Origin of the sequence: Natrinema sp. DC36 (assembly GCF_020405225.1) — an archaeon.
GTDB lineage: Archaea > Halobacteriota > Halobacteria > Halobacteriales > Natrialbaceae > Natrinema.
Map to the genome: position 1 here is coordinate 512,368 of NZ_CP084472.1, position 25,285 is coordinate 537,652.

Sequence of the window (25,285 nt, forward strand, 5' to 3'; positions counted from 1 at the left end):
CAGCCACGAACGGGCGACAGTGTGCCGACGGCATCGATCCGTCCGATTTGGGTTAGTAAACCGCGATCGTTCCCGTCGTACCGTCCGGCCCGCAGCTGTACGCTGCCATCTCTTCGGTCGCAGTGAATTCGAACCACCGTTCGCCGTCTCGCCCGTGGATCCGCTTAGTTGCGAGATCGCCGACGACAGTACCGTCTGCATCCACGATCTCGAGATTGTGTGTTCCGCCGTCTCCCGCAGCCCACCCGATTTCGTAGGATTCTCCCGCCTCGAGTGCGAACGGCGGGTTCTCGAACCCTTCGATTTTCGACGGCGCGATGCCGACCCAGTCGGTGGTCTGTGCCTCGAGTTCGATCCGCGTTCCCGGCTCGATCACCTGATAGCCGTCCGGCCCGACCGCTTCGACCCCCGCGGGTTCTTCGACGGTCGTCTCTCCGAACCGACCGAATTCGAACTCGATCCCGAGTTCCATCGCGATCTCATCGTTTTGCCCGCTCTGTGTCGTCCGATATCGATGGATGCGCCCCTTCTCGTCGACGAGAACGAGTCCGTCACCGTCGGTCTCGCCGTCCGGAAACTCTCGCGGGATCCGCTCGGAATCGATCCCCGAGAGACGGTACTCGTGAAGGGGGCCCGTCTCGTTCGATCGCGTTCCACGGTATTCAGCGACGGCCTCGAGCAGCCAGTCACCGATCGGCTCGAGCGAGTCCTCGATGAGGCTCTCGGCCGAGCCCTGCGTGAGGGGACCCGGATGATCGGTCGCTCGATAGTCGCCGTCGATGTAGATCACCCGCTCCAGCGAGGGGGTGGGGCCGCCGCCGCGCCGTGATCGCACGACGCGTTCTGCGCTCGGTTCGGCTCGGATATCGAACGCATCCATCGTCACCGGTGACTCTCTGGAGTCGTCGACCTCCGGGACGTCCACGGAGAGTTGACGGTCGTATTCGCCGGTAAAAGACGTCGCTGTCACGGCCTCTCCGTGCGCCTCGAGAAGCGCGTCGGGGTCGTCGACGCCGTCGGAGGTCAGCCCGGGTGGAAATTCGATTCCCGTCGAGTCAGCGAACGGATTCAGACAGCCTGCCAGACCGACGAGGCCGAGTGACGTCCCGCGACGGAGCCACTGTCGTCGAGTCGACGTTCGAGAGCGAGCCATAGCGTCACTTCTGCCGGTATCCCGTATAAACTCGGAGACGCGTGGAACGAACGAGCGCGGTTCGTCCGCGTCGCAGCCGCCGGCCGCTCTTCACCGGTGGTCGAGCGATCAGAGAACGATCGAAATCATGTACAGGTTCACCATCGCGGCGACCAGCCACGGCACCGCGAGCCCCGCCGGGACGATCGGACGGTACGCCTGTTCGAGGAGCGGGCGACAGACGAGGCCGACGCCGATCGCAAACGCCTTCAGCGTGAGCATCCCGGCCAGGCCGTAGCCTTCGATCGCTCCGCGGGCGGCCGGGTTCGACTCGGACAGTCCGAGATGGAGGCCGACAAAGGTCGTCACGACGTCCGCGATCAGGGCAAGCGCGACGAGCGCCCAGCACAGTCGCTCGAGGTCGACCGGCGTGACGTCGCCGGGCAGGCGGCGGCGAAAGAACGCGCCCTCGGAACTCATAGCCTCCCTCCCGGAGTCGAACCGGAGCCGTGCCGCTGGGAGTACGCTCCAGTTCCAGCGTTCGATGTATTGTTATGTCAGTCATAGGCCGGCAACCGCCATCGGTAAGGCGTCGTAACTGTCGGTCGACCTCGAGAGAGAGAGAGAGCGGGGCCGCGAGCGAGTACAAACTGATGGACGAGCGGTTCACTGGACGGTATCCGTGTCAATCACGGCCTACCCGACACCGTGAATCGCCGTCCGACGCGAGAAGCGAACGGATACCGTTTGGAACGATTCGTCAACGGAACCGTTTCGAGCGATTCGTCAGTTCTCGCGTGCGCGCTTGAAGAAGGCGACCGCAGCGCCGAGTAGTGCGAGGTTCTGCAGGAAGGACGTGAGTTCTTCACCGCGCGACTCGGAGTCGACGTTCCAGAAATCGTGCATGACGGGCGTGACTCCCGCGAAGAACGCGATCACACTTCCGGCAGACAGCTTCGGAAGCCGCCAGAGACCGATTCCGATGCCCCCGCCGAGCAGGAGCCCGCTCGCCGCCGGGACGAGCGAATTCGCGGCCGGAACGCCCTTCGCGTCCGCGTAGGCGACCCGACCCTCGAGGTTCGTGAGATTGCGAACCGCGAGGGCGACCAGCGCGCTCCCGAAGAGGAAGCGGCCCAATCGTGACGGTACACTATCGTCGGCAGCGTCCGAGTCAGACATCGGTGGATCACAGGGAGAGAAGAGGGATAATTGCTGGCTTTCTCGACGCAGTTGCCGTGATCTCGGTCACCCGACGCGACCGGCGGTGCCCTTGAGCCGAGGGTCAAATCCGTCGGGATCGAACCGATCGCCGGCTCAGAGAATCGTCCCGTGTTTCTTGTCCGGCAGGGACTTCTCGACGTCGGCGTAGAAATCGAAGCGAGCGGCCAGTTCCTCGCGCAGCGTGCTCGGCGGGACGAGTTCGTCGATAACGACCTCGCTGGCCATCCGATGGACGTCGATGTCCTCGCGGTACTCCTCGCGGAGCCGTTCCTCCGTCCGCTCGCGCTCCTCGGGGTCGTCGATTTCGGCCAGTTTGCGTGCATAGACCGCGTTGACCGCCGCTTCGGGACCCATGATGGCGATCTCGCCCGACGGGAGGCCGATGACGCTCTCGGGATCGTAGGCCGGGCCGCCCATCGCGTAAATTCCCGCGCCGTAGGCCTTGCGGACGACGACGGTCTGTTTGGGGACCGTCGCCGACGAGGTCGCGTAGATCAGCTTCTTTCCCTGCTCGAGAATGCCGTCCTTCTCGACCTGTGAGCCGGCCATGAAGCCGGGGGTATCACAGAGGTAGAGTAAGGGGATATTGAACGCGTCCGACTTCCAGACGAACTCCGCGGCCTTCTCGGCCGCGTCGGGGAAGATAGCGCCGGCGCGGTGGGCGGGCTGATTGGCGACGATACCGACCGGACGGCCGTCGATCCGGGCGTAGGCCGTGATGATCTCCGGGCCGTAATCGGGCCGTAATTCGAAGTACGACCCTTCATCGACCAACCGGTCGATGACGTCGGTCATGTCGTATCCTTTGTTCGGCTGCTGGGGAACGATCGCGTCGATTCCAGCGGGAGACTTCGCCGGGGGCGTCGGCTCCCGTTTCGGCGGTTTCTCGTCCGCGTTGTCCGGCAAGTAGGTGATCAGTTGGGCCACCAGTTCGCGCGCGTGTTCCTCGTCCCTCGCGATCAGGTCCGCCGAGCCCGACTCCCGCATGTGGACCTGCGGGCCGCCGAGTTCCTGCAGGTCGATCTCCTCGCCGGTGACCATCCGCACCATTCGCGGGGAGGCGATCGCCATCGCGGACATCCCCTCGACCATGATCGTGAAGTCCGCGAAGACCGGCGTGTAGGCCGCACCGGCGATAGAGGGGCCGTAGAGCACGCAGATCTGGGGCACCCGGCCGGAGAGCATCGAGTGATTGTAGTAGTACTTCCCGATCCCCTCTCGGTTCGCGAAGAAGCCGGTCTGCTGATCGATCCGGCCGCCCGAGGAGTCCATCAGGTAGAACACCGGATTGCCCGTCTTGAGCGCGCGCTGTTGCATCCGGAGGAACTTCTCGACGCCCTTGGCGGCCATGCTGCCCCGTTTGACGGTGTAGTCGTTAGCCATGACGTGGACGTCCCGGCCCTCGAACGTCGCCGCGGCCGTGATGAGCCCGTCCGCCGGCAATCGGTCGCCGTCAGCAGCGGCTCCGTCATCGCTGTCCCCGCCAGCGTCGGGTCCCTCCCCGCCATCGCTGTCCCCGCTCTCATCATCCCCGACATCGTCGGTCCCCGCACCGCTGGGATGCCAGTCGTCGAACGCCGCGAATTTGCCGTCCTCGAATCGTATCTCGCTGTCCTCGCCGGAGAACCACAGCTCGAGCCGGTCGCGGACGAACAGCTTTCCCTGCTCGGGGAGCTGGTCCCTGTACTTCTCGGGACCCCCCTCGAGGATATCGTCGATCTCGTCCCACAACCGCTCCTCGCGTTCGGTCGGCCCGAGATCGGCGTCACCGCGATCGGCGTCGGGTCGATCACGCTCGTCGTTCCACGCGGTCGGACCGCCGTCGGTCGGGGCGACCGCGTCTTCCTCGAAGTCGTGGACCGCCGTGGGCTCCGGTTCGTCGCCGACGTACACCGAGACCGATTCGTCGAGGTACTCGGCGAGAGCGGTGGCGATCGCCACCGCCTCGTCGTCGTCGGCACCAGCCGCGATACGAACTCGCATGCTCCCACCTGTGTCGGGCGGCGGGATACCGTTTTCGCCGCGGCGGGTCGAGTTGCGGGCCGATCAGCTCGGGAACGCTGACGACACAGTCGGAGGAGAGAGCGGTTCGCGCCGGGTCGATCGCCACCGATCCGGAGGTCGCCGCGAGCGGATGAGGAGGAGACTCGCGGTCGCGGCGCGAACCGATCGAGAGTGCGTCGCGTCTCCGCGGTCACCAACACGGAGACGGACAGTACTGATCGGCCGCGTGTCACGAACGCTCGCGTTTAGTCGTGCAGCCATTATATCCGGCTGCCGTCGCCGACGGCGGCGGCAGTTCCGGCGGCGGCACCTGCAGGCAGAATCCCTTTGCTCGATTTCGACGTGTATTCCGACGGTTACCGATTCCGATCCGCGACGCCTGCGGTCGGTCCGTTCGACGGATTGCAGTGGCGGAACGGGACAGTAGCGAGGATCAGTATCGCGATATGTCTGAGGCGCACACCGAGCAGTCAGCCCAGCGACTCGCAACGGTTCGAGACCGAATCAATCGCGGAATGGACAGGCGTTCGTTCCTTCGGACCCTCGTCAGCGGCGGGTACGCCCTCGGAATGGCCACGTGGCTCGGCGTCGACGACTTCCTCGCGGCGGACGACGGCGAGGTGCCCGTGGTCACGGCCCTCGTCAGGGAGGACCCCGACGACCCGTGGTCGATACGGGAACGAACCCGGACGGTCCCCGCGGAGTGGTACGCCGCCGTCGAGTCCGCCTTCGAACTGAATCAACGGCTGGCCCGGATCGCCTTTACCGGCTATCTCGGCAGCGCAGTCGTTCCCGGCGACCACGAAAGCGGGACCGCCACCGTCTCCGTCGGCGTCTCGGGCGACGGCCACTCCGTCTCCGAGATGGTCGGCGAACTCGCCGAGGGAATCGATATCAAGGCCGAAACGATCATCGACGTCGACGAAATTCAGAACGGTCCGGAGCACCGCGAACCGCGATTCGCCGATTCCATCTTGGACGGCGGAGTCCCGAGCGGCGTCGCCTGCGAAACCCCCTCAAGCATGGCGACGCTCGGGCCGGCGCTGTATCACCCCGACGGGCAGCGCCAGTTTTTCGTGACGGCCGAACACGCGTTCATGGACGACCACGACACAACCGACGGCACACTCCACCTTCCTCGCGAGGAGCGAGACGCCATCGAACTGGGCACCGTCGCACGCTACCATCCCGCCGAGGACGTCGCCGCCGTCGAGCCGACCGGCCGAGTCGAGCCCACCAGCCGGATCGAGACGCCGAGACAACCCCGAGTTCGGGGCCAGTTTACCAAGTTCGGCCTCGCCGATCTCGTCGCCCAGGACGCGGAACTCGAGAAAGTCGGCGCGCTGTCCGGCCACACGACGGGGAAGATCCAGGGGGTCGACGCGGTGACCTGTTTCACCGACGAGTTCTGTCGCCGCGGACAGATCCGCTGGGGCGGCGAGATGGACCTGACCGACGGCGACAGCGGCTCCGTGAGCTATCACCGCGACCCGGAGGGCGAGGACGACGACGTCCTCATTGCGGGCTTCAACAACGCCCGCACCTGGTGGCCCGGACAGAGCTACGTCTGGGGTGTCGGGGCCTATCGACTGACCGAACAACATGGCTACCACTTCTGATCGCCGACGAACCGCACCGCGCCGATACGACCGACCGACGCAGCATGAGTAACGATACCCCTCGCACCTCGAGAACCGGACGCGCTCGACGGGGCCTCAACGCCGTCACGAGCGGTGCCCTACGCATTCTCGTGGACCTGCTCGCCGTCTCGCTGTGGGTCCTGTTCCTGACGCTGTGGTTCCTCGAGAACGGGTGGCCCCGCTGGGCGTTTTACGGCCTCCTGCTCGGCGGAGTCGGCCTCTACGTCGCCCTCACCGCGGCCTGGATCGACGGGGAAGGCGAAAATCGAGGCGAGTCGAAGTGAGTTGTGACGCCCCCGCTCCGCTCGCCGGCTACGCGAGCGCGTCCTCGAGCCGGTCGATCAGCTCCCCGTTGCCGATGTGAACCGGCGTCCGGTCGTGGAGGTCGTCGGGTTCGACGGACAGTAGCGACTGCGCACCGTTCGAGGAGCGCCCGCCGGCCCGCTCGACGACGTAGCCGATCGGATTCCCCTCGAACTGCAGCCGAAGCTTGCCCTCCGGCCGGGACTCGAGGCCCGGATAGCCGAAGGTGCCGCCGTAGGTGAGCACCTGATTAACGTCGCCAATTAGCGCGCCGCCGTAGCGGAGTTTGAGCTCCGATTCGATCTCGCGGGCGTACTCCCGGAAGTCGTCGGGCCAGTCGGGGACCCGGCCGCCGAAGCCGTAGACGACTGGCTCATCGGGCAAGGCGAGGTCGCGGTCGACGATCGTCCGCTCGCCGCCGGAGAGTTCGTACTCGGTGACGATGTCGTCGGTCGCGATCACCATCGTCGTGATCGGCCCGTAGAGGACGAAGCCGGCGGCGACGAGCGTGTCACCGCGAGCCGGAAGCGCGGCGTCGTAGACGCCGAAGATCGTTCCCATCGTGTTGTTCGATTTGAGGTTCGAGGAGCCGTCGAGTGGGTCCACCGCGACCGCGTACGCGTCGCTCGCAGCCGGATCCGAACCGCAGTCGACGACTTCGGCTCGTTCCTCGCTGGCGTACTGGCCGACACCGTCGATTGCGGCGAGCCGATCGCCCAGCAACTCGTCGGCCCAGACGTCGGCCTCGGCCTGGGTCTCGCCGCTGGGGTTCTCCTCGTCGACCGTCCCGCGGCGGCCGATCAGTCCCTGCCGGATTTCGGTCGCCGAGCGGCTGATCGTGGCCACGACATCCTCGACGACCGGGTCTGACACCGTCATCTATTCGGTGGCCTCGAGGGCGGCGTCGGCGGTCGCCTCCTCGTAGATGACCTCCTCGAGCGCGTCGAGGATCCGCGTCGGGTTCTCGCGCTGCCAGACGTTGCGGCCGACGGCGAGCCCGCTCGCGCCGGCGGTGACGGCGGACTCGACGGTCGAGCAGAAGTCGTAGTCGGAGGTCTTCGAGCCGCCGCTCATGACGACCTTCATGTCGCCCGCGGCCTTGCAGGCGTGTTCCATCGCGTCCGCGCTGCCGGGGTACTTGACCTTCGCGATGTCTGCGCCGACCTCGAGGGCGATGCGCGTGGCGTAGGAGATCGTGCTCGGCTTGGTGTCGTTCTTGAGCCCCTGTCCGCGCGGATAGGACCACATGACGACGGGGAGGTCGTACTCGCGGGCCTTCTCCTGGACCCGGCGGAACTCCTCGTACATCTCGACTTCGTGGTTCGAGCCGCTGTACACCGTAAAGCCGACGGCGTCGGCACCGATCTCGGCCGCGTAGTCGACCGAGCAGTTAATCGCCGAGTCGGGCTCGCCCATCCACATGTTCGAGGTCCCGTTGAGTTTCACGAGGAGGTTGACGTCGTCCTCGTAGCTCGGGTAGTAGCCCTCCGCGATCCCCTTCTGAACGGCGATCGACGTGACGGCGTCGTGCGTCGCCGTCTCGAAGACCGTCGACGGATCGAGTTTCTCCGGGACCGCCTCGAAGTCGACGGGTCCGTGCTCGAGCCCGTGGTCCATCGCCAGAATCAGTGACTTGCCGTCGCGAACGATCGGAGAGTCGTCGATCGGAATCATCTGTTAGAGGGTCCAACAGACCGCTATAAATCTCTGATGATCCGGGTTATAGAAATTACGTACAAAAGTAGTAATTAGACTGGTATTCGACCAGTGGTCGTGTCAAAAGCGTGCAGTTCGTTTCGACGATACAGCCGAAACGGTTTACTTGAGCAGTTCGCGCGCGTTGTGACGCCACGTTCGGACGTGCAACACGTTCAGATCCAGGAGGCGTGCGACCGTCATCGCGTTCACCGTCGCCAGTCGTTCCGCCGAGCGGACGCCGGCCTCGGCCAGCACGTCGGCGTCGTCGGGGCCGACCCCCGCCACCGCCGTGATCGGCGTCGGCGCCGGATACGGACGCTCCGACGGTCGCTCCCGTCCGACCGAGATCGGCTCCGTGTGGTCGTACTCGAAGGCTTGCCAGTCCTCGTCACCGCTGACGGCAATCCACTCGCGCTCGGCGTCGCCGAGCCCGCGTACTTCCGTCGAGCGCCGCTCGAGGTCACCGTCGGACTCGAACGACCACGGCAGCGAGAATCGCCGTCGGAGGGAATCTGCAACCGATTCGTCTACCCCCTCGTCCAGTAACAGGCGATAGGAGTACTCCTTCGCCGCGACCGCGTCGGGGTCGATATCGACGGCTTCGAGGGCCTCGCGTTCGGCGGGCTCGAGCGCGGAATCGGGTACCGTCCCGGGCTCGGGGGCCGCTTCGGCCGACTCGGCCGTCTCGTCTCCCATTCCCTCGTCGAACTCGAGTTCGATGGCGTCGTCGTCGCCATCGATACTCGAATCGTCGCCGCTGACGTCGACGGTGATACCGATATCGACGACGCCGGTCTCGTCGGTCGTGTTCTCACTCGTTGTCCCCATTCCCGCGTCGTTGGCGACGTTTTCCTTGTTCACGCGATTCACCGGTTATCCGTAGCTCACACTCTCGCGTCTTGAAACTTATCCTCGGTTGTCAACCCGAAAACTCGTTCGTTCTGTCCGGACGAGTTCTCCACGGCGCAACGCGCCTTTCACCGGCACGCTTACGGCTCCGACGGCGGAAGCGTCCGTATGGTTCGCGAACGGATCGACCGGATCGGCGTCGTCGGCGCGGGCACGATGGGCAGCGGTATCGCACAGGTCGCAGCCACGCACGACTACGACGTGGTGATGCGCGACATCGAATCGGAGTTCGTCGCGAACGGCTTCGACACCATCGACGACAGCCTCGGACGACTCGCAAACCGGGGCGATCTCGAGGCGGATCCCCAGACGATCCGTGATCGGATCGAGGGGACGACGCTCCTCGAGGACCTCGCGGAGTGCGATCTCGTGGTCGAAGCCGCGCTCGAGGAGTTAGACGTCAAGCGAGAGATTTTCGCCGATCTCGAGCGGGTCTGTGACGAGGACGTTTTGCTGGCGACGAACACGAGCACGATCTCGATCACCTCGATCGCGGCCGACCTCGAGCACCCCGAGCGCGTGATCGGCCTGCACTTCATGAACCCCGTCCCGATCATGGAGGGCGTCGAGGTCGTGGTCGGCGAGAAGACGACCGAGGCGGCGACCGCGCTGGCCCACGAGATCGCCGAGGACCTCGAGAAGACGACCTGGGAGTCCGACGACAAACCGGGCTTCGTCACCAACCGGATTCTGATGCCGTGGATCAACGAGGGGATCCGGGCCTACGACGAGGGCGTCGCGACGAAGGAGGATATCGACGCGGGGATGGAACTCGGAACGAACGTCCCGATGGGGCCGCTCACCCTCGCGGATCACATCGGGCTGGACGTCTGCCTCCACGCCACCGAAACGCTCCACGGTGAGTTGGGCGACCGCTACAAACCCGCCTACCTCCTCAAGCGGAAGGTCGAGGCGGGTGACCTCGGCAAGAAGACGGGGACGGGGTTCTACGAGTACGACTGACCGAACCGCAGTCGTCCCGCGGTGTCGTCGATCAGGCATCGTATCGTCCGGCGGTATCGTCGGTCCGGAGCCGTATCGTCCGGCAGAGAGTCCGCAGGTATCGCCAGTTCGTTTCAAACCGTCATAACGTATTTGCAGTTGACACGCGTCCGTCGAATCGATGCGCCTCGCTCGCCTCGCCGTCATCGCCCTCTGCTGTAGCTTCGTCGGCGTGGCCGGCGTCACCGCCGTCGCCGGCGCACCCCCACCATCGCAGCTCTGTGGCGTCTGCGGGCCCGGCGTCGCGAACGATGCCAAAATCGCGGGTGCGACGGGGCACGGAACGCTCGACGTGTACGTCGACGAGGCCGGCGATTCCCAGTGGGTGGCTCGAGTCCCGGTCAACGCATCGGCCGCCGAGCGCTACCGGAGCAACGCGACCGCCCTCGAGGCCGCGGTCGACGACGCCTGGGCGCGTTCGCACGTCGCCGACGGCGACGTCCGGGCCGTGGAATCGCGGCTCGACGACGAGACCGTCGTCGTGAACTACGCGGTCGATGACGTGGCCAGACGCGGCGTCGGCGAACACTGGATCGTCGACTACTTCGCGACCGGCACGTCGCCGACGCGCTACCAGCTGGCGGCCGACCGGATGACGATCCACGCGCCCCACGGGACCGAGATCACGAACCGAATCCCCGGCGCCGAGATCGACGGCAACGCTGCGACGTGGACGAACGGAAACGAACGCGGCGCGAGCGGCGACTTCGGCGAGCAGACGCGCGTCACGTACGGCAGCGGTGGCGTCCTCGGAACGGCGAGCGGCTACGCGACGATCGGCCTCGATGTCGGCCCGACGGCGCTCTCTCACGGCGTCAGCGGCGGGCTCGTTCCCGGACTGCTGATCGGAATCGTGGGAATCGCGATCGGTCGCATCGAGTGGGGAGTTACCGACTTCGATGCGACGACGCTCGAGCGGCTGATCGTCGCCGTCGGGTCGATCGGGGCGGTCGGTTTCCTCGTCATCGGCGCGGTCACGATCGGTGCCGGCTTCGCGCCCGGAGCCGTCGCGCTGGCTTCCCTCGGGGTCGGCTACGCGCTACTGGGAATCGCGGCACGTCGGTTCGGCGATCGGCTCGAGACTCGCGGGCTCGTCGGTCTGTCGGTGCTCGCGACGGTCGCCGCCGCAGGGGTCTCCCTCCTGCTCGCCGGGCCGCCGGTGTACGCGTTTCCCGCGCTGTTCGGCCTGGCGACCGCGCTCTGTCTCCCGATCGGTCACGCCGCCGAACGCGGGCGGACGGCGATCGCGCTCGTTGCAGTTGCCGCACTCACGCCGATCGCCGCGATCGCGGCCGTCGCTCCCGTTTCCGTCTTCGGATACGGGCCGGCCGTCTACGGCCTCTTGTTGCTCCCGTGGGTCGCCAGCGTCGCCGTGTTCGGCTACCCGCTCGCGCTGCTCGGTCGACGGCTGGCTATCGATACCGATTGAACCGCAAATCGGAGACTCATCCCCGTCTCACTCGAGAAACCGAGCGTTCACGTCCACGTCCGCCGGCGGCATGGCACACTGGTCCTTTTTGCCGAACCAGCGATAGCGGCGCGCAGCGACGAAGTCGTAGGCCCAGTCCCGGAGCCGGCGCGGCAGGAATCGAGTCGGTCCGAGAAGCGCGTAGACGCCGCCGAGGAGCCGCGCGATGCGAATGACTGCGGACGACTTCACGTAACAGTCGTCGCCCTCGATCAGCACGATCGACTCGAGTTCGTCGGTCGGCAGCCCGTGTTCGGCGAGCAACTCCGTGCCGATATCGGACTGGAGCGAGGCGAAGTGAAACGTTCCGTCGGTATCCCGGGGCAGGATGAACTGGACGAACCCGTTACAGAGGTTGCAGACGCCGTCGAAGAGAACGATCGGCCCGTCCGGGATATCCGAACTCATTGTCATTCGATCGTTAGAACTGGTCCGAAGTCAACATGTCGGTCCTCGGCCGCTCGCGTCTCATCGGTCGCTACTACTGGTGGAGCGGCTGCTCGGCCATCTTGGCGCGAAGCTCGTCCAGTCGCGATTGGGAGACGCCGTTCTCGAACTGCTGAAGGAGCGCGTACACCTCCGCTCGAGACACCTTCACGTCGCCCTCGCGAACGACGTCCTCCGGGCGTTCGCGCAGTTCGCGGAGGGTCCCGACCGCGAGCAGGTAGGGGATCGCCCACGCAGAGAGCCGGTTGCCGTGGTGTTCGGGCACGACCTCGAGATAGCGATGGGCGTCGTCGAGGTAGCGTTCGGCGCGGCTCGTCACCCGCTTGATGACGTTCGTGACGCCGCTGTGGTGGTCCTCGTCGGTTACCGATTCGATATCGACGTCCTCCGCCGCGAGCCACTCGGCGGGGAGATAAACGTTGTTCTCGTCGTGGTAATCGGACTCGACGTCCTTCGCGATGTTGACCAGCTGGAGGAGGAGCGCGAACGAGCGCGCGTTCCCCCGCATCTCATCGGCCCGTTCCTGCGAGGTGCCGCGAGCGACCAGCCCGGTAATCAGGGTGCCGACGGTGCCGGCGGCGTACCAGCAGTATTCCTCGAGTTCCTCGATCGTCTGGAGGCGCAATCCGCCCTCGCTCGCGTAGCGATCGGTGAACATCGCCATTCCGTCGACGAGTTCGCGGACCGGTTCGCGCATGATTTCGCGAGGCTCCTCTTCGAACGATTCGAACGTCCGCAGGACGCGGGGCGTCTCGGCGACGACTTCCCAGTCGTCGGTTCGCTCCTCGGGAATCCACGGCTCGACGTCGTCCATGAACGCCGAAACGGAGCGGTCCGCGTTCGGATCGAGCAGTCGATCGTACGTCGCGAGCAGTTCGGTCTGTGCGTCCGGCGGAATATGGCCCGCATCCTCGATCGTATCGGCAATTCGACAGAGAAGATAGCCGACACAGATGTGTCTCGACATCGGCTCCTCGAGCCGGTCGATCGTAATCGAGAAGGTCCGCGAAACGCCGTGAACCGCGTCATAACACCACTCGAGGTCGGCGTCAGTTGGGGATTCGGGCTGGCCCGTAGTCATCTACTCGAGTTAGTTTCGTGACCATCGGGGAAAAACGCCGCGGTCGCGGCGTACTCTTCCGATCGGTGGCCAAACGAAGGAGCTATCGACTGCGGACGCGATCCACTTCGACCCGGCGACTCCCGACAAAACCGGTATCACGGAGCGACGCGAAGCCGGGGTCGTGACCGAATCCGTACTCATCGCCGGCGCGCACGGGCAGGTCGGACAGCACGTGACGGAACTACTCGGCGAGAGCGATCGCACCGCTCGAGCGATGGTCCGCGACGAGTCCCAGACCGACGAGATGGCGGAACTGGGCGGCGAGCCGGTCGTGGCGGACCTGACCGAGGATGTCGACCACGCTGTCGAGGGCTGTGACGCCATCATCTTCGCGGCCGGCTCCGGCGGCGAGGACGTCTACGGCGTCGACCGCGACGGCGCGATCAATCTGATCGACGCGGCGAGCGAGGCGGGCATCGACCGATTCGTCATGCTCAGTTCGATGGGTGCCGACGACCCGGAATCGGGGCCCGAGGCGCTTCGGGACTATTTGATCGCCAAGGCCGAGGCCGACGAGTACCTTCGAAACAGCGGCCTCGACTACACGATCGTTCGGCCGGGCGAGCTGACCACCGACCCCGGAACCGGCGAAATTCGAGCGGGGGAAGGGCTCGAGCTGGGTGACGGTGATATCCCTCGCGAAGACGTCGCCCGAACGCTGGTGGCCGCGCTCGACTTCGGGCCCCTCTCCGGCGAGACGTTCGAAATATTGTCCGGTGACGAGTCGATCGAGGCCGCGCTCGAGACGATCGGCTCGAGTTGAGCGACTGACCGATCCGGCTCGCCGAATCGACCGGCGTGGCGGTTACAGGACCGTCCGTATGATGCGCGACTCCGCCTTCTGGAGGTGCTCAGCCGCGGTACTCCTCGCACATCCCAGATCCGTCGCTACGTCCTCGATCGTCGCCCGACGCGGCGTCTCGTAGTAGCCCGCCGCCAGCGCGGTGCGGACCGCCTCGCGCTGTCGCGAGGTGAGGGCGGCGTCGACGGTTTCACGCGGCGCGTCGTACTCCCCGACGCGTTCGACCGCGACGTCGACTCCGTCGGGAACGCACGCCAGCGCAGTTCTGAGCGCGTCGGACTCGCCGACTACTTCGAAGCGGACCCCGCCGTCGTCCCCGTACGTCAACGGCGGAAGGACGACGAGCCCGTCGCGAGTGAACGCGTCGTACAGCGTTCGCTCGATTTCGGTCGTCCGTCCCTGCGTGTAACAGTACAGTCGACGGTCGTCGATACGCGTGATGGAGAACGTCTCGATCTCGGGGATCGACTCGAGCGCGTCCGCGAGCCGTTCGGCGTCGCCGACGATATAGAACAGGATGGCGGGGATGTCGATGTCTACGATGTTCCAGTGGAGCATCTGCACGCGGTCGACGAACGCTCGCTCCGTCATGGCCGTATGCACCGGGTGGATTTCGCGGTCCGTCGGTCGAACGGTCAGGCGGAGATACCGCATGGCTCGGCGTTCGGTCTTGCTTGATATAAAAGTCCGAATATGTCTCGCAGAATCGACGTTCGGGAACAGTTCGAACCGTCGCACATGACGCTCCTTCCCGAGGCGGTCGCTCGAGCGATATTCGGCGGCTCGCCGACCGTCCTCGAGCAGACCGTCGCCGCGGTTGCAGCCGCTGTTCTCGTCGCATCGGTCCCGCTGGGCTGTGCAGCGGTCGTCGTCTGGGCGAAGCGCAAAGTGACGGCCGCGTTCACCGACCGGATCGCCCCGAACCGAATCGGCCCGTTCGGGGTGCTCATTATCGTCGCCGACGTCGTCCGGCTGCTCAGTAAGGAGCTGATCGTTCCGGACGGCGTCGACCGTCCCGCGTACGACCTCGGTCCAGTCCTCGTCGTGTTCTCGGCCGTCGTCGGGTTCGCGGTCGTACCGATGGGATCGATTTTCGGCGTCGACGTGCAGCTCGCTGACCCCGAGACGGGACTCGTCTACGTCTTCGCGGTCGCGTCCCTCGCCACGATCGGACTCACGATGTGTGGCTACGCGTCGAACAACAAGTATTCGCTGCTCGGCGGACTGCGAGCGGTCGCACAGAATCTCGCCTACGAGATCCCGCTGCTCGTGACCGCCGCGTCGGTCGTTCTCTTCGCGGGCTCGCTGCAGACGAGCGAGATCGTCGCCGCCCAGCGGACGACGCTTCTCGAGATCGGCGGGCTGTCCGTCCCGTCGTGGTACGCGATCGTCAACCCCTTCGCCTTCGCGTTGTTCCTGACCGCGAACCTCGCGGAAGTGGGCCGCAACCCCTTCGACACGCCGGAGGCGCCGACCGAAATCGTCGCCGGCTACCAGACGGAGTACTCCTCGGTCTACTTCGTGCTCGTCTACATGGGCGAGTTCGTTCACGTCTTCCTGGGCGGGGCGATCGTCGCGACGGTCTTCCTCGGCGGATCGGCTGGCCCGTTCCTACCCGGCTTCGTCTGGTTCCTCGTCAAAATCTGGGCCGTGTTCCTGTTCACGCAGTGGGCGCGCTCCGCACTGCCGCGGGTTCGGATCGACCAGCTGATCGAGATCGGCTGGAAGGGACTGCTCGTACTCTCCTTCGCCAACCTGCTCATCACCGCGGTCATCGTCGGTCTGCTGGCCGCGTGAGCCGGTCGAGATGGCGCTTCGACGAGCGTTCGTTCGGCCGTCCGGTGGCCCCGCTGTCTGAATCGGGTGATTTCGCTATCGGAAGAGCGAACTATAAAGGAGCGAGGTCCCGAATTCCGAGATATGGACTTTGCGCTCTCGGCCGAGCAGCAACAAATTCGGGAGATGGTCTCGGAGTTCGTCGACGAGGAGGTCGTCCCCGTCGCCGACGAGATCGACCACGAAGACGAGTTCCCCGCCGATCTCGTGAGCGAGATGGGCGAACTCGGGCTGATGGGGATGCCCTTCCCCGAGGAGTACGGCGGTGCCGGACTCGACTACCACTCCTACGCGATCGGCCTCGAGGAGATCGCCCGCGGCTCGGGCGGCCTCGGCACGATCGTCGCGGCCCACACGTCGCTGGCGGGCAACATGCTCTACGAGTTCGGTGACGACTCCCAGAAAGAAGAGTACCTGACGCCGCTGGCCGCTGGCGAGGACATCGGCGCGTTCGCGCTCTCGGAGGCTGGTGCGGGGAGCGACGTCCCCGCGATGGACACCACCGCAGAGAAAGAGGGCGACGAGTACGTCGTCAACGGCGGCAAGCTCTGGATCTCGAACGGCTCCGTGGCCGATACGGTCACCCTGTTCGCGAAAACGGATCCGGAGGCGGGCAACAAGGGGATCTCCTCTTTCATCGTTCGGCCCGAGGAGGACGACGGCTTCATCGTCGAGGGGACGGAGGACAAGCTCGGCGACAAGGGCTGTCCGACCGCAGAGCTCCGATTCGACGACCTTCGGATCCCGGAATCGCGCCGGCTCGGCGAGGAGGGCGAGGGCTTCGTCCACGCGCTGAAGACCCTGAACGGCGGCCGGATCACGATCGCCGCTCGCGGCGTCGGCATCGCCCGCGCGGCCTTCGAGGAGGCCCGCGACTACGCCAACGAGCGCGAGCAGTTCGGCCAGCCCATCGGCGAGTTCCAGTCGATCAAACACAAGCTGGCGGACATGGACACGAAGATTCAGGCCGCCAAGATGCTGATGCACAAGGCCGCGGACAAGAAGATCCGCGGCGAGGACTACATCAAGGACGCCTCGCAGGCGAAGCTCTACGCCTCCGAAGTGAGCCGCGAGGTGGCGAACGAAGGTATCCAGATCCACGGCGGCTACGGCTACACCAAGGACTTCGCCGCCCAGCGGTTCTACCGCGACGCCAAGCTCAACGAGATCTACGAGGGCACCAGCGAGGTGCTGCGGAACACGATCGGCGATCAGTTGCTCGAGGAATAGCGGTCGACCGTCGACTCGGTACTCCTCGCATTACCAGTTGTTCGTAATACTCGTTCTTCCTTCGGAGCGCGTTCCTGGAACTGAATCGTCGAATTCGGTCGGTGCACGGACGGATTAAGCGAAACGAGAACGGTCGCATAGAACCAATCAGTAACTGAACTGACCGTACTCACCCTGTGCCTTATTATCTGAGTTTGAGTTCGAAACCGCTCGCCAGACACGCAAGAGCAAGCACACCGACCCAAAGCAAGATGTACACACCGAAACCTGACGGCGTGCCACGCGGGGCACCTATCGGATGCACCCGCCACGAATCGAATACTGAGACGATCAGTAGTATAGAGACGATTAGAAGAGGCGAAATAGTCTTCCGACTCGTGTAGAGCATCACCGGGACGAATCCGAGAGCGAACACTCCCACAATCAGATACGACCCCGTGAAATAATTCGACAGCAGAACCCCCTGTAGATCATCAAAGAAATAATTCCAGAGAAAAATAGCGACACCCGCATGGAGAAGACCGGCAACTAAACCGCCGACGGCCGAAGTCTTCGATACGAGCGGTTGCCTGAGTCTTCATTCATCTCACGCAGTAAGAGCCACCTCTACATAGTAGTTCTTTTGAGCCGACACTCTACAAAGCGTACACAATCCGCATCGATCACACAGATCGATATCCCCAAAATAACGGGACTGAGCTACTGTTCCTCGAGACACTCCCGAACCCACTCGCCGTGCTCCCGCGTCCGCCGTTCGCCGCCCTCGGTCAGCGCGTAGACATCGTGCAGCCCCTCGGTTCGTTTCTCGACGAAGCCCGCCTCGACCAGCGCCGACAGCGAGCCGTAGAACGATTTCGGATCGAGTCGGTCGTCGTAGTGGGACTCGAGGCGCGATTTCAGCTCTTGGCCGCGTCGCTCGCCTTCCTCGGCCGCCGCGAGCAGGAAACAGATGTCCCGACGGCGACCGCTCCGGAGCCACTTGCTCATGTCTCGAGGTGCGTCCGTGAGACGCTCGAGCGTTACGGTTTTCTCCCGGTCGCACTCCGGCTCAGTCGCGCTCGAGGGACTGGCGGACGGTCGCGACGAGCGTCCACGCGATCCCGCCGAACGCGGCCGCGGCGAGCAGCGCTCGGTCACCGATCTCGAGGAGCGCGGTGCCGTCAGGGTGGCGGTCGTGACGGAAGAGCAGCCAGCCTCCCTCCGGATCGCCGAGGACGACGTCGCCGGAGCCGACCGCGAGCGAAAGGAGGACGGCGACCAGCGCGTAGATCACGATTGCGGCGAGGGTTCCGACGCTCCCGGTCAGAAATCGTGCGAGAAGCGGCGTGCCCGAAAGTCGGCTGACGGAGCGATCGTTCGCTCCGTAGATTCCGAACCCCTGCACGCCGCCGGGCGGGTCACCAACGCGGACGTCCGCGGGGTACTGACAGAGAACGGCGGCCATCCACAGGTCGCCGATCGAGCCGGCGGCGTTCGCCGCCAGCGGCACGATCAACAGGGGTGACGGAACGACGATCATCGCGGCGAGTCCGAGGGTCGTGATCACCGCGAACGGCGCGAGCAGGGCGACGAGCAACTGGTTCCGGGTGTAGTTCGCGCCGCTCGTTTCGGCGTAGGCGTACGGCAACACGAAGTACGAGAAACCGATGCCGTAGTTCGGATCGTCGCCGTAGCGAGCCATGAACACGCCGTGGAGCAGTTCGTGGGGGACGACCACGCAGACGAGCAGCCCGACGGAGACGGCGACCGCACCGACCACCGTCGGCGGCGAAGATGGCGCGATCACGATCGGCTCGAGCGACGTTCCGCGAATCCACGCGAGGACGTGTCCGAAGCCGTACGCAAAGCAGAAAAACCCGACCGCGGAGACGACGAGCCACTGCAGCGCGACCGCTCGCGTGAGTCGAAACGTCGCGAGCGGACGCGGGACCGAGGCGGATTCCGATCGGCTCACGAGACGGACCTCGAAGTCGATTGAAAAATCGGTGTCGATGTCCGCTGCCCCCGCGGGTTGCCGACCGGAACCGACAGCTTCCCGGTGGTCGCCCCGCGAGGTATCGGCATGACCGACGATCGGACGGCCGAGGCCGACGGCATCAGGGCCACCTACGACGAAACCGAGACGGAACGCATCCTCTCGTTCGAGCGCGTGAGGGCCGACGGTGGTGGGGCCGGCCCCACGGCTGCGATCGCCCAGAACCGCGAAGGGTACGCGATGTTGAAAGTCCGACCGACGGCCGAGGGCGACGAACTCGAGCGCTACTACGGGTTCGATATGGCCCTCGATCACGCCGGTGAGTTGCTCGGCGTCTCACCACGCGACCTCCCGGTTCCGGACGCGGCCGACGATATGGGGATGTAACTCATACGGACTGCTGTCAGTCATTTCCAGAGCAACCGCGAACCGTCCTGCGGTTGCTCCGTAAAATCGTTACAGCAGACCGTATCAGACGACGAACGCGGCGACGATCAACAGTCCGAAGTACAACAGGACCAGGACGCCGAGCGCGTACAACCGAAAGCGTCGCGTCTCCGCGCGTTCCTCGCGGACGGCCCGCTCGACGGTCGCGCGTTCGCGCTCCGAGAGTCGGTCGGGGTGCTCGAGACCGCGGTGGAGCGACTCGTAGCGCGCTCGCCGAAACGGTCGGTCACAGTAGGGACAGCGGGCCGGCGGCTCGTCGTCACGGTCGGTGGTCGTGGACTCCCCGGTAGTGACGGTCGTCGTGGCGGGGCTGTCATCCGTAGGCGCGTAACCGCGCGGTTCGCCGGGCACGGTAACCGCTACGACCGCGACCCGGATTGTTTTTTGGTCGGCTCGAGCGCGATGGGACCGCCCGCCGCTATAGTAGCCACTGAAACGATTTACACACTGATCGCAACGCAGTCGTGCGATCAGGTGTCCATTGACTTTCAGTGGCTACTATAGTTGACGGTGCGATGGCACTCCGTATGGGAAAAAGCGGGAGCCCTAAATACGCGGAGTCGAAGGGTGTAGACGAGAAAAGCCGTGGCAACAGAGTCGTTTCCCCGCCCGATCGGCACGCGACGCCGCTTCTCCGCACTGCTCACAGCGACCGCGCTGGGCGTCTACCTGCTGTTGATCGTCGGCGCGACGACGTCGCTGACGAACGCGGCCGCGTCGTGCTCGACGTGGCCGACCTGTCACGCACCCGTCGACCCGCTGAGCCAGACCGAGCTCGCCATCGCGTGGGCCCACCGACTCACGGCCGTCGTCGTCGGCCTGCTCGTCACCGCGACGGCCCTCGCCGCGATATTCGGAGACGCCTCGAGTAAGGTCCGAGCGGTGCTGGTCGTCGCCACCCTCCTCTACATCGTTCAGGTCGGCGTCGGGGCCGTCACCGCGACGATCGGCCCCGCTGCGATCCTCCCTGGACTCCACCTCGCGCTCGGCCTCGTGATCTTCTCGGGGATCGTCCTCGCACTCGCGTGGGACCTCGAGATCGCGACCGGGAGCGACGACGATGCCATCGACTCACCGGAACCGCTTGCGGACCTCGAAGAGGACGTTCCGACCGCGTCCGAGCGCACGCTGCCCTCGAGTCGTTTCGCTCGCGCCCGACTCACCGCCTTCGCCTACTTCCAGATGATGAAACCGCGGCTGATGTGGCTGCTCTGCCTCGTCGCTGCCGCCGGCATGGCGCTGGCGGCCGGCCCCGGACTCGAGATCTATACCATCGTCGCGACGCTCGGCGGCGGCGTCCTCGCGATCGGTGCCTCGGGGACGTTCAACCACGTCCTCGAGCGCGACGTCGACCAGAAGATGTCCCGCACCGCGGATCGACCGCTGGCGGTCGACCTGATCCCGGTTCGAAACGCGCTCGCGTTCGGACTCGGGCTGACCGCGCTGTCGCTCGGAGCGTTTCTGACGATCAATCGGCTCGCGGCGGCGCTCGGACTTGCCGCGATCATGTTCTACAGCGTCGTCTACACACTGGTACTCAAACCGAACACGGTCCAGAACACCGTCATCGGCGGCGCTGCGGGCGCGCTTCCCGCGCTGATCGGCTGGGCGGCCGTGACGAACGAGATCGGCTGGCCCGGGCTCGCGCTCGCGGGCGTCATCTTCCTCTGGACGCCGGCGCACTTCTACAACCTCGCGCTGGCGTACAAGGACGACTACGCTCGCGGCGGCTTTCCCATGATGCCGGTCGTCCGGGGCGAGACCGTCACCCGCAAACACATCCTCTACTACATCGCCGCGACGTTCGTGAGCACGATCGCCCTGGCGTGGATCACCGAACTCGGCGCGCTGTACGCCGGCACGGTCGTCGTCTTCGGCGGGATTTTCCTCTGGGCCGCCGTTCGCCTCCACTTCGAACGGACCGAGGCCGCCGCGTTCCGGTCGTTCCACGCCTCGAACGCGTTCCTCGGTGCGGTGCTCGTCGCGATCCTCGTGGACGCGCTCGCGTTCTGAATCGGCTGTCCCTCCCGTCGCGTGCAACGGCCTCCGTGATAACTGTTAAAAGCGGCCTGCTGAATACAGAGGACGAGTTCAGCATGGCGGATTTGTTTGTTTCACCCCAGAGGCAATGAATCAGCCGTTCAGTAGATATGCGTCCTGATAGTTTGAAACAATTGCATAGCTACGAAATACCGTTAATTAATGGATAGGGATATGACCGATATTCGTACGTCGTGTCGTTATGTGGAAACGACGATCTGTGCTGGCGACTGGTGCAGCGCTGTCGATCGGGACCGGACTCACTTCGGTGGGAGCCGCCGAGGCTGACATCGACGAACTTCCGGATGGAGGCGCGGACTTCACGCGCCCAGACGGGGTCGCCTGGCGGTACGACGGTCCCCGCGACACGCGTTCTGCGACCGTCGAGGGCGACCGGCTCTACACCGAGAGCGACGGCACCGTGTACGCGATCGATACGGCGGACGGCTCGCTAGTGTGGGAGACCGGTGACATCGGGGCCGACGGGCCGCCCGTGGTCGAAGGGGGGATTGTCTACGTCGCCGGCGAGCCGGTCCAGGCGATCGACGCCGAGACGGGGGAGGTCAATTGGGAAAGCGAATTCGAGAGCTTCGAGATGGCGGTCGGCCACGGGATGGTCTACACCTCCGAGGACGGGACAGTCCACGCTCTCGACGCCGAGGACGGCTCCATCGAGTGGGAACGCAACGAGCTGACGGTCGAGTGGGAGATCAGCGGCGAAACCGAAGAGTTCACCGTAGATAGCCTGGTGGCTGGGGACACTGACGACGACCTAGTGTACGTGTCCGGCGACGTCGAAACAGGGATGTTTACCGTTGCCGGACTCGATCCGACGACCGGCGAGCTGGAAATGACCATGGGTAGAACGGAGCAAGTCGCTGGGCTTGCCGCAGAATCCGGATACATGGGTATCCAACCCACCTTTGATTACAGCTTTCTATACGACATATCGACCAAGGAACGCGTCGGTAGTGTGTATCCGTCAGTCGGATACACGTTCAGCGGCGACGGCTTCTTCGGTGCCAACCGTTACGGCGACGTCTCGGCATACGATCTCTCGGCTGGCGGCGAACTGGCGTGGGAGATGGAATACGCCCAAAGCCTCCCGCAGGTCGTCGGAGACACGGCTATCGTGCTCTACGGACCGAGTTCCGTCAAACACACTCCCGAGGAGAGCGAAGACGAAGATAGGGTGGTTGCTTACGACCTCGCGACCGGTGAGGAGCAGTGGCGCTACGTCTTCGACGAGCGCGAGTGGACGCATGGTAGCATGAGTGCGATCGCGGTCGATGACGACACAGTCTATCTCGAGCGTGACGGCGAGCTGCTGGCGCTTCGGTCCGAGACCGAAGCGCCCGACGATCCAGAGGATAGCGATCCTGGAGACGACGAGCAGGACGAATCCGACGAGCAAGACGAGGACCAGCAGGGCGGCAAGGACGACAGCGATCCTGGAGACGGCGACAGCGGCAACGGCGGATCCGGTAGCGATAACGGCGGATCCAGTGGCGATGACGATGACGGCGATGTCGGGAACGGAAACGACGGAAATGGGGACGCTGGAAACGAGACGAACGCCGAGAACAACAGTGACGCCGACAACGTGCCCGGCTTCACGGCCGGTGGCGGACTTCTCGGCGGGGCGCTCGGCCTCGAGTGGCTTCGCCGAAAGGCCGGCGTCGACGAATCGACCAGCGTGAACGACCCGTCTGAGTAAGGGGATCCCGGGTCGAGCAAATTCGGACGAGATCACCGAACAACGTATCAGAATCCACTATTTCACTGGAAAGGTCGCACACTACTTGCTCTGTACTGAGCGATCACCACCTTCGCAAATCGAGCTGAATCTCGTGCAGTATTCGCGGCTTCTATTCAGCACGGCGCTCCGGACAGCACTCCTTTTCCAAACAACTGTGCCACCGTCTTCGGTCGCTTACCACAGCAAGTGCGGCCAGACGAACGTAAAGAGGAACCAGATGAGCCCCGTCAGGATGGCGGTCATAATTGCGTTCAGAACGAGCCCCGTCCGGAGCATGTGGCGCTGCTTGACGTAGCCGCTGCCGAACACGATGGCGTTCGGCGGCGTCGCGACCGGGAGCGCGAAGGCGAAGCTCGCGGCGATCGCACCGGCGACCGAGAGGAAGAGCGCGGTCGAGAAGTCGGTCAGCCCGAGCGTCGCCGAGAAGACGCTCCCCAGGCTGATCAGGATGGGAACGATGATACTGGTCGTCGCGGAGTTCGACGTCATCTCGGTCAGGAAGATGACCACCAGGACGACCGCACCGATGACGAGTACGATCGGGGCACCGACGAGGCCGCCGAACACCGTATCCGCGATCCACTCCGTCGCGCCCGTGTCCGCGAGGGCGTTCGCGAGCGAGATACCGCCGCCGAACAGCAACAGCGTTCCCCAGTCGATGTCGACCAGTTCGTCCCACTCCATCGTATCGGCCAGCACGAGCGCGGGAATCGCGGCGACGCCGACCATCACGTAGTAGAGCAGCCCCTGATGGCCCTCGACGCCGAAGACCGTCATCCCGTCCCCGCCGAACAGCGTCGTCAGCCAGACGCTCGAGAGGTACGGCTCGAAGAACTCGCCGAGCCCGCCGAGCATCCAGAGGCCGGCCGTCACGGCGAAGATCGCCGCCACTCGTTTCCCACGGGGATCGAGTTCGCCCATGGCCTCGAGTTGGTCGCGGGCGGTGGCTCGAGCCCCCTCGACTTCCGGAATCTTTGGCGGATACAGCACGTATGTCAGGACGAACCAGACGATCGGGAGCGTCACGACGACGATCGGGAAGCCGATGAGGAACCAGTCGGTGAACCCGATTTCGTAGTCCAAAATCGCGTTGAGTTGGCCGACGAGGATCGCGTTCGGTGGCGTACCGATAATCGTCCCGACGCCGCCGACGCTCGCGGCGTAGGCGGTCCCGAGGAGCATCCCGATCTGGAGGTTCGTAAACTCGGCCGTCCGTTCGACGGCCCCGCCGTCGGCGGCCGTTTCGGCCGCCTCGGGATCTCGAGCCGATTCCCCTGCGGACGCGAGGTCGTCCCGGTCGAGCACCTGCGTGAGGACGCCGATCGCGATGGGCGTCATCATCGCGGCCGTCGCGGTGTTCGAGACCCACATCGACAACACGGCGGTCACGACCATGATCGCGAGGATCAACCGGCGCGGTGAGCTTCCCATCCTGGCGATGGCGTACAGCGCGATTCGTCGGTCGATGTCGTACTTTTGAATCCCGTTCGCCAGCATGAACCCGGCCAGAAATAGGAAGATGATGTGGTCGGCGAACCCGACGAGAGCGGCGTCCATGGTGTCGTAGACGCCGGTCCCGGTCAACAACACCGGAATCGTCAGTGCGGTGACCGCAAGCGGGAGCGCGCCGCTCACCCAGAGAAAGCCGGCGAAGAACATCGTCGCGATGGCGTACTGCCCCGTCATCGAGAGCCCCGATGGGGAGGGTGCGGCCGCGATCGCCACCAACCCGATCCCCGCCAGGAGAAACTGTATTATTCGGCCATTTGAGCCACCCAACAGTCTATGTATCATTGATACAGTCGAGAATTATCACTAGTATTGTTAAGCTCTTTCATTCGCAAGCGCGCCGTACCGTAACAGCTAGAAGTGGTCGACGATCGCTCGCACCTGGTCGTCAGTGAGTTCGGAGCCGTAGAGTTCCAGGAGCGTTCGTCGGCGGGAGCGAGACAGGGACCGACTCCCGCTCTCGAGCATCGAGAGATGGGCCTGCACGAGTTCGTCGATTTCCCGTTCGACCGCCCGCTGGTCGTATCCGGCCGCGACCCGGAGGAGTCGCCACGCGAGCGGAGAGACCGCGTCCGGATCCGGACCGTCGGAAACGTCCATGATAGTCAGGTACGAGTGAAATAAGAGGCGTCGTTGAAATGTGCTTCGTCAGGCACCGCCGATACTCGCCGCACTCGTCGCCCCGAACGGATCGAACCATTTCGAGCCGTCGACGCCGCCACCGCTCGCCGTGCGTCTCC

General features: G+C 64.9%; 25 protein-coding genes. 10 read left to right on the forward strand and 15 right to left on the reverse strand.

All coding sequences use genetic code 11. The features are described 5' to 3' along the window. Window positions 1–52: 52 nt before the first annotated feature. The 4 genes from LDH74_RS02680 to LDH74_RS02695 form a co-directional block, all read right to left on the reverse strand. Window positions 53–1,153 (reverse strand): plastocyanin, encoded by a 1,101-nt coding sequence (locus LDH74_RS02680; RefSeq protein ID WP_226041094.1) that lies wholly within the window; start codon window positions 1,151–1,153, stop codon window positions 53–55. A gap of 108 nt (window positions 1,154–1,261) precedes the next feature. Beyond that, on the reverse strand, window positions 1,262–1,612 hold the full coding sequence (locus LDH74_RS02685; protein WP_226041095.1) for a DUF5658 family protein: 351 nt from the start codon (window positions 1,610–1,612) through the stop codon (window positions 1,262–1,264). Between the two features lie 306 nt (window positions 1,613–1,918). Then, a complete protein-coding gene (locus tag LDH74_RS02690; protein ID WP_226041096.1) occupies window positions 1,919–2,311 on the reverse strand; it encodes a DoxX family protein in 393 nt (130 codons plus the stop codon). A 135-nt stretch (window positions 2,312–2,446) separates the two neighbouring features. Then, complete coding sequence (locus LDH74_RS02695) at window positions 2,447–4,336, reverse strand: acyl-CoA carboxylase subunit beta (protein WP_226041097.1); 1,890 nt, start codon at window positions 4,334–4,336, stop codon at window positions 2,447–2,449. Window positions 4,337–4,803: 467 nt separating this feature from the next. Here LDH74_RS02695 and LDH74_RS02700 point away from each other — a divergent pair, with 467 nt between their 5' ends. Both LDH74_RS02700 and LDH74_RS02705 read left to right on the forward strand, forming a co-directional pair. Continuing rightward, entirely contained in the window at window positions 4,804–5,976 is a 1,173-nt protein-coding gene (locus tag LDH74_RS02700; RefSeq protein ID WP_226041098.1) for a hypothetical protein, read from the forward strand. Between the two features lie 44 nt (window positions 5,977–6,020). Further along, window positions 6,021–6,281, forward strand: a complete 261-nt coding sequence (locus tag LDH74_RS02705) for a hypothetical protein (RefSeq protein ID WP_226041099.1) — start codon at window positions 6,021–6,023, stop codon at window positions 6,279–6,281. 28 nt (window positions 6,282–6,309) lie between these two features. Here the strand turns inward: LDH74_RS02705 and LDH74_RS02710 are convergent, their stop codons facing one another. The 3 genes from LDH74_RS02710 to LDH74_RS02720 all read right to left on the reverse strand — a co-directional run bounded on the left by LDH74_RS02710 (window position 6,310) and on the right by LDH74_RS02720 (window position 8,826). Then, a complete protein-coding gene (locus LDH74_RS02710) occupies window positions 6,310–7,179 on the reverse strand; it encodes a class 1 fructose-bisphosphatase (protein WP_226041100.1) in 870 nt (289 codons plus the stop codon). Then, the gene (locus LDH74_RS02715) at window positions 7,180–7,974 is read right to left on the reverse strand and encodes an aldolase (protein WP_098724164.1); all 795 of its coding nucleotides are present in this window, start codon (window positions 7,972–7,974) and stop codon (window positions 7,180–7,182) included. 144 nt (window positions 7,975–8,118) lie between these two features. Continuing rightward, entirely contained in the window at window positions 8,119–8,826 is a 708-nt protein-coding gene (locus tag LDH74_RS02720) for a hypothetical protein (protein ID WP_226042496.1), read from the reverse strand. A gap of 189 nt (window positions 8,827–9,015) precedes the next feature. Here LDH74_RS02720 and LDH74_RS02725 point away from each other — a divergent pair, with 189 nt between their 5' ends. Together LDH74_RS02725 and LDH74_RS02730 are read left to right on the forward strand one after the other, a co-directional pair. Further along, a complete protein-coding gene (locus LDH74_RS02725; protein ID WP_226041101.1) occupies window positions 9,016–9,870 on the forward strand; it encodes a 3-hydroxyacyl-CoA dehydrogenase NAD-binding domain-containing protein in 855 nt (284 codons plus the stop codon). Between the two features lie 160 nt (window positions 9,871–10,030). Then, window positions 10,031–11,338 (forward strand): hypothetical protein, encoded by a 1,308-nt coding sequence (locus LDH74_RS02730; protein WP_226041102.1) that lies wholly within the window; start codon window positions 10,031–10,033, stop codon window positions 11,336–11,338. Window positions 11,339–11,365: 27 nt separating this feature from the next. On the opposite strand, the gene LDH74_RS02735 is transcribed toward LDH74_RS02730, so the two are convergent. Both LDH74_RS02735 and LDH74_RS02740 read right to left on the reverse strand, forming a co-directional pair. Next, window positions 11,366–11,785 carry a thiol-disulfide oxidoreductase DCC family protein gene (locus LDH74_RS02735; RefSeq protein ID WP_226041103.1) on the reverse strand — a complete coding sequence of 140 codons (420 nt, stop codon included), beginning with the start codon at window positions 11,783–11,785 and terminating at the stop codon, window positions 11,366–11,368. A 73-nt stretch (window positions 11,786–11,858) separates the two neighbouring features. Further along, entirely contained in the window at window positions 11,859–12,905 is a 1,047-nt protein-coding gene (locus LDH74_RS02740; protein WP_226041104.1) for a phytoene/squalene synthase family protein, read from the reverse strand. 163 nt (window positions 12,906–13,068) lie between these two features. Here LDH74_RS02740 and LDH74_RS02745 point away from each other — a divergent pair, with 163 nt between their 5' ends. Next, window positions 13,069–13,710 (forward strand): SDR family oxidoreductase, encoded by a 642-nt coding sequence (locus LDH74_RS02745; protein ID WP_226041105.1) that lies wholly within the window; start codon window positions 13,069–13,071, stop codon window positions 13,708–13,710. A 42-nt stretch (window positions 13,711–13,752) separates the two neighbouring features. Here LDH74_RS02745 and LDH74_RS02750 read toward each other — a convergent pair whose 3' ends face one another. After that, window positions 13,753–14,403 (reverse strand): helix-turn-helix domain-containing protein, encoded by a 651-nt coding sequence (locus LDH74_RS02750; protein WP_226041106.1) that lies wholly within the window; start codon window positions 14,401–14,403, stop codon window positions 13,753–13,755. A gap of 84 nt (window positions 14,404–14,487) precedes the next feature. Between LDH74_RS02750 and LDH74_RS02755 the strand changes: the two genes are divergently transcribed. Both LDH74_RS02755 and LDH74_RS02760 read left to right on the forward strand, forming a co-directional pair. Further along, a complete protein-coding gene (locus LDH74_RS02755; protein ID WP_226041107.1) occupies window positions 14,488–15,546 on the forward strand; it encodes a complex I subunit 1 family protein in 1,059 nt (352 codons plus the stop codon). Between the two features lie 123 nt (window positions 15,547–15,669). Then, window positions 15,670–16,815: an acyl-CoA dehydrogenase gene (locus LDH74_RS02760; protein ID WP_226041108.1), complete on the forward strand. Its 1,146-nt coding sequence runs from the start codon at window positions 15,670–15,672 to the stop codon at window positions 16,813–16,815. 699 nt (window positions 16,816–17,514) lie between these two features. Here the strand turns inward: LDH74_RS02760 and LDH74_RS02765 are convergent. Both LDH74_RS02765 and LDH74_RS02770 read right to left on the reverse strand, forming a co-directional pair. Further along, on the reverse strand, window positions 17,515–17,802 hold the full coding sequence (locus LDH74_RS02765) for a PadR family transcriptional regulator (RefSeq protein WP_226041109.1): 288 nt from the start codon (window positions 17,800–17,802) through the stop codon (window positions 17,515–17,517). Window positions 17,803–17,863: 61 nt separating this feature from the next. Beyond that, on the reverse strand, window positions 17,864–18,769 hold the full coding sequence (locus tag LDH74_RS02770) for a DUF3267 domain-containing protein (RefSeq protein ID WP_226041110.1): 906 nt from the start codon (window positions 18,767–18,769) through the stop codon (window positions 17,864–17,866). A gap of 108 nt (window positions 18,770–18,877) precedes the next feature. On the opposite strand from LDH74_RS02770, the gene LDH74_RS02775 reads away from it, so the two are divergent. Further along, complete coding sequence (locus tag LDH74_RS02775; RefSeq protein ID WP_226041111.1) at window positions 18,878–19,177, forward strand: hypothetical protein; 300 nt, start codon at window positions 18,878–18,880, stop codon at window positions 19,175–19,177. Window positions 19,178–19,261: 84 nt separating this feature from the next. Here the strand turns inward: LDH74_RS02775 and LDH74_RS02780 are convergent, their stop codons facing one another. Next, window positions 19,262–19,588: a hypothetical protein gene (locus LDH74_RS02780; RefSeq protein ID WP_226041112.1), complete on the reverse strand. Its 327-nt coding sequence runs from the start codon at window positions 19,586–19,588 to the stop codon at window positions 19,262–19,264. Window positions 19,589–19,822: 234 nt separating this feature from the next. Here LDH74_RS02780 and LDH74_RS02785 point away from each other — a divergent pair, with 234 nt between their 5' ends. Together LDH74_RS02785 and LDH74_RS02790 are read left to right on the forward strand one after the other, a co-directional pair. Then, window positions 19,823–21,250: a heme o synthase gene (locus LDH74_RS02785; RefSeq protein ID WP_226041113.1), complete on the forward strand. Its 1,428-nt coding sequence runs from the start codon at window positions 19,823–19,825 to the stop codon at window positions 21,248–21,250. A gap of 229 nt (window positions 21,251–21,479) precedes the next feature. Next, entirely contained in the window at window positions 21,480–22,994 is a 1,515-nt protein-coding gene (locus LDH74_RS02790; RefSeq protein ID WP_226041114.1) for a PQQ-binding-like beta-propeller repeat protein, read from the forward strand. Window positions 22,995–23,210: 216 nt separating this feature from the next. On the opposite strand, the gene LDH74_RS02795 is transcribed toward LDH74_RS02790, so the two are convergent. Next, window positions 23,211–24,830 carry an SLC13 family permease gene (locus LDH74_RS02795; RefSeq protein ID WP_226041115.1) on the reverse strand — a complete coding sequence of 540 codons (1,620 nt, stop codon included), beginning with the start codon at window positions 24,828–24,830 and terminating at the stop codon, window positions 23,211–23,213. Window positions 24,831–24,899: 69 nt separating this feature from the next. Further along, window positions 24,900–25,145, reverse strand: a complete 246-nt coding sequence (locus LDH74_RS02800; protein WP_226041116.1) for a hypothetical protein — start codon at window positions 25,143–25,145, stop codon at window positions 24,900–24,902. Between the last annotated feature and the right edge of the window lie 140 nt (window positions 25,146–25,285).

Bases quoted from the DNA above. Each gene is read 5' to 3' on its own strand.
- LDH74_RS02680 (WP_226041094.1), bottom strand. From the start codon at position 1,153: ATGGCTCGCTCTCGAACGTCGACTCGACGACAGTGGCTCCGTCGCGGG.
- LDH74_RS02685 (WP_226041095.1), bottom strand. From the start codon at position 1,612: ATGAGTTCCGAGGGCGCGTTCTTTCGCCGCCGCCTGCCCGGCGACGTC.
- LDH74_RS02690 (WP_226041096.1), bottom strand. From the start codon at position 2,311: ATGTCTGACTCGGACGCTGCCGACGATAGTGTACCGTCACGATTGGGC.
- LDH74_RS02695 (WP_226041097.1), bottom strand. From the start codon at position 4,336: ATGCGAGTTCGTATCGCGGCTGGTGCCGACGACGACGAGGCGGTGGCG.
- LDH74_RS02700 (WP_226041098.1), top strand. From the start codon at position 4,804: ATGTCTGAGGCGCACACCGAGCAGTCAGCCCAGCGACTCGCAACGGTT.
- LDH74_RS02705 (WP_226041099.1), top strand. From the start codon at position 6,021: ATGAGTAACGATACCCCTCGCACCTCGAGAACCGGACGCGCTCGACGG.
- LDH74_RS02710 (WP_226041100.1), bottom strand. From the start codon at position 7,179: ATGACGGTGTCAGACCCGGTCGTCGAGGATGTCGTGGCCACGATCAGC.
- LDH74_RS02715 (WP_098724164.1), bottom strand. From the start codon at position 7,974: ATGATTCCGATCGACGACTCTCCGATCGTTCGCGACGGCAAGTCACTG.
- LDH74_RS02720 (WP_226042496.1), bottom strand. From the start codon at position 8,826: ATGGGGACAACGAGTGAGAACACGACCGACGAGACCGGCGTCGTCGAT.
- LDH74_RS02725 (WP_226041101.1), top strand. From the start codon at position 9,016: ATGGTTCGCGAACGGATCGACCGGATCGGCGTCGTCGGCGCGGGCACG.
- LDH74_RS02730 (WP_226041102.1), top strand. From the start codon at position 10,031: ATGCGCCTCGCTCGCCTCGCCGTCATCGCCCTCTGCTGTAGCTTCGTC.
- LDH74_RS02735 (WP_226041103.1), bottom strand. From the start codon at position 11,785: ATGAGTTCGGATATCCCGGACGGGCCGATCGTTCTCTTCGACGGCGTC.
- LDH74_RS02740 (WP_226041104.1), bottom strand. From the start codon at position 12,905: ATGACTACGGGCCAGCCCGAATCCCCAACTGACGCCGACCTCGAGTGG.
- LDH74_RS02750 (WP_226041106.1), bottom strand. From the start codon at position 14,403: ATGCGGTATCTCCGCCTGACCGTTCGACCGACGGACCGCGAAATCCAC.
- LDH74_RS02755 (WP_226041107.1), top strand. From the start codon at position 14,488: ATGACGCTCCTTCCCGAGGCGGTCGCTCGAGCGATATTCGGCGGCTCG.
- LDH74_RS02760 (WP_226041108.1), top strand. From the start codon at position 15,670: ATGGACTTTGCGCTCTCGGCCGAGCAGCAACAAATTCGGGAGATGGTC.
- LDH74_RS02765 (WP_226041109.1), bottom strand. From the start codon at position 17,802: ATGAGCAAGTGGCTCCGGAGCGGTCGCCGTCGGGACATCTGTTTCCTG.
- LDH74_RS02775 (WP_226041111.1), top strand. From the start codon at position 18,878: ATGACCGACGATCGGACGGCCGAGGCCGACGGCATCAGGGCCACCTAC.
- LDH74_RS02790 (WP_226041114.1), top strand. From the start codon at position 21,480: ATGTGGAAACGACGATCTGTGCTGGCGACTGGTGCAGCGCTGTCGATC.
- LDH74_RS02795 (WP_226041115.1), bottom strand. From the start codon at position 24,830: ATGATACATAGACTGTTGGGTGGCTCAAATGGCCGAATAATACAGTTT.
- LDH74_RS02800 (WP_226041116.1), bottom strand. From the start codon at position 25,145: ATGGACGTTTCCGACGGTCCGGATCCGGACGCGGTCTCTCCGCTCGCG.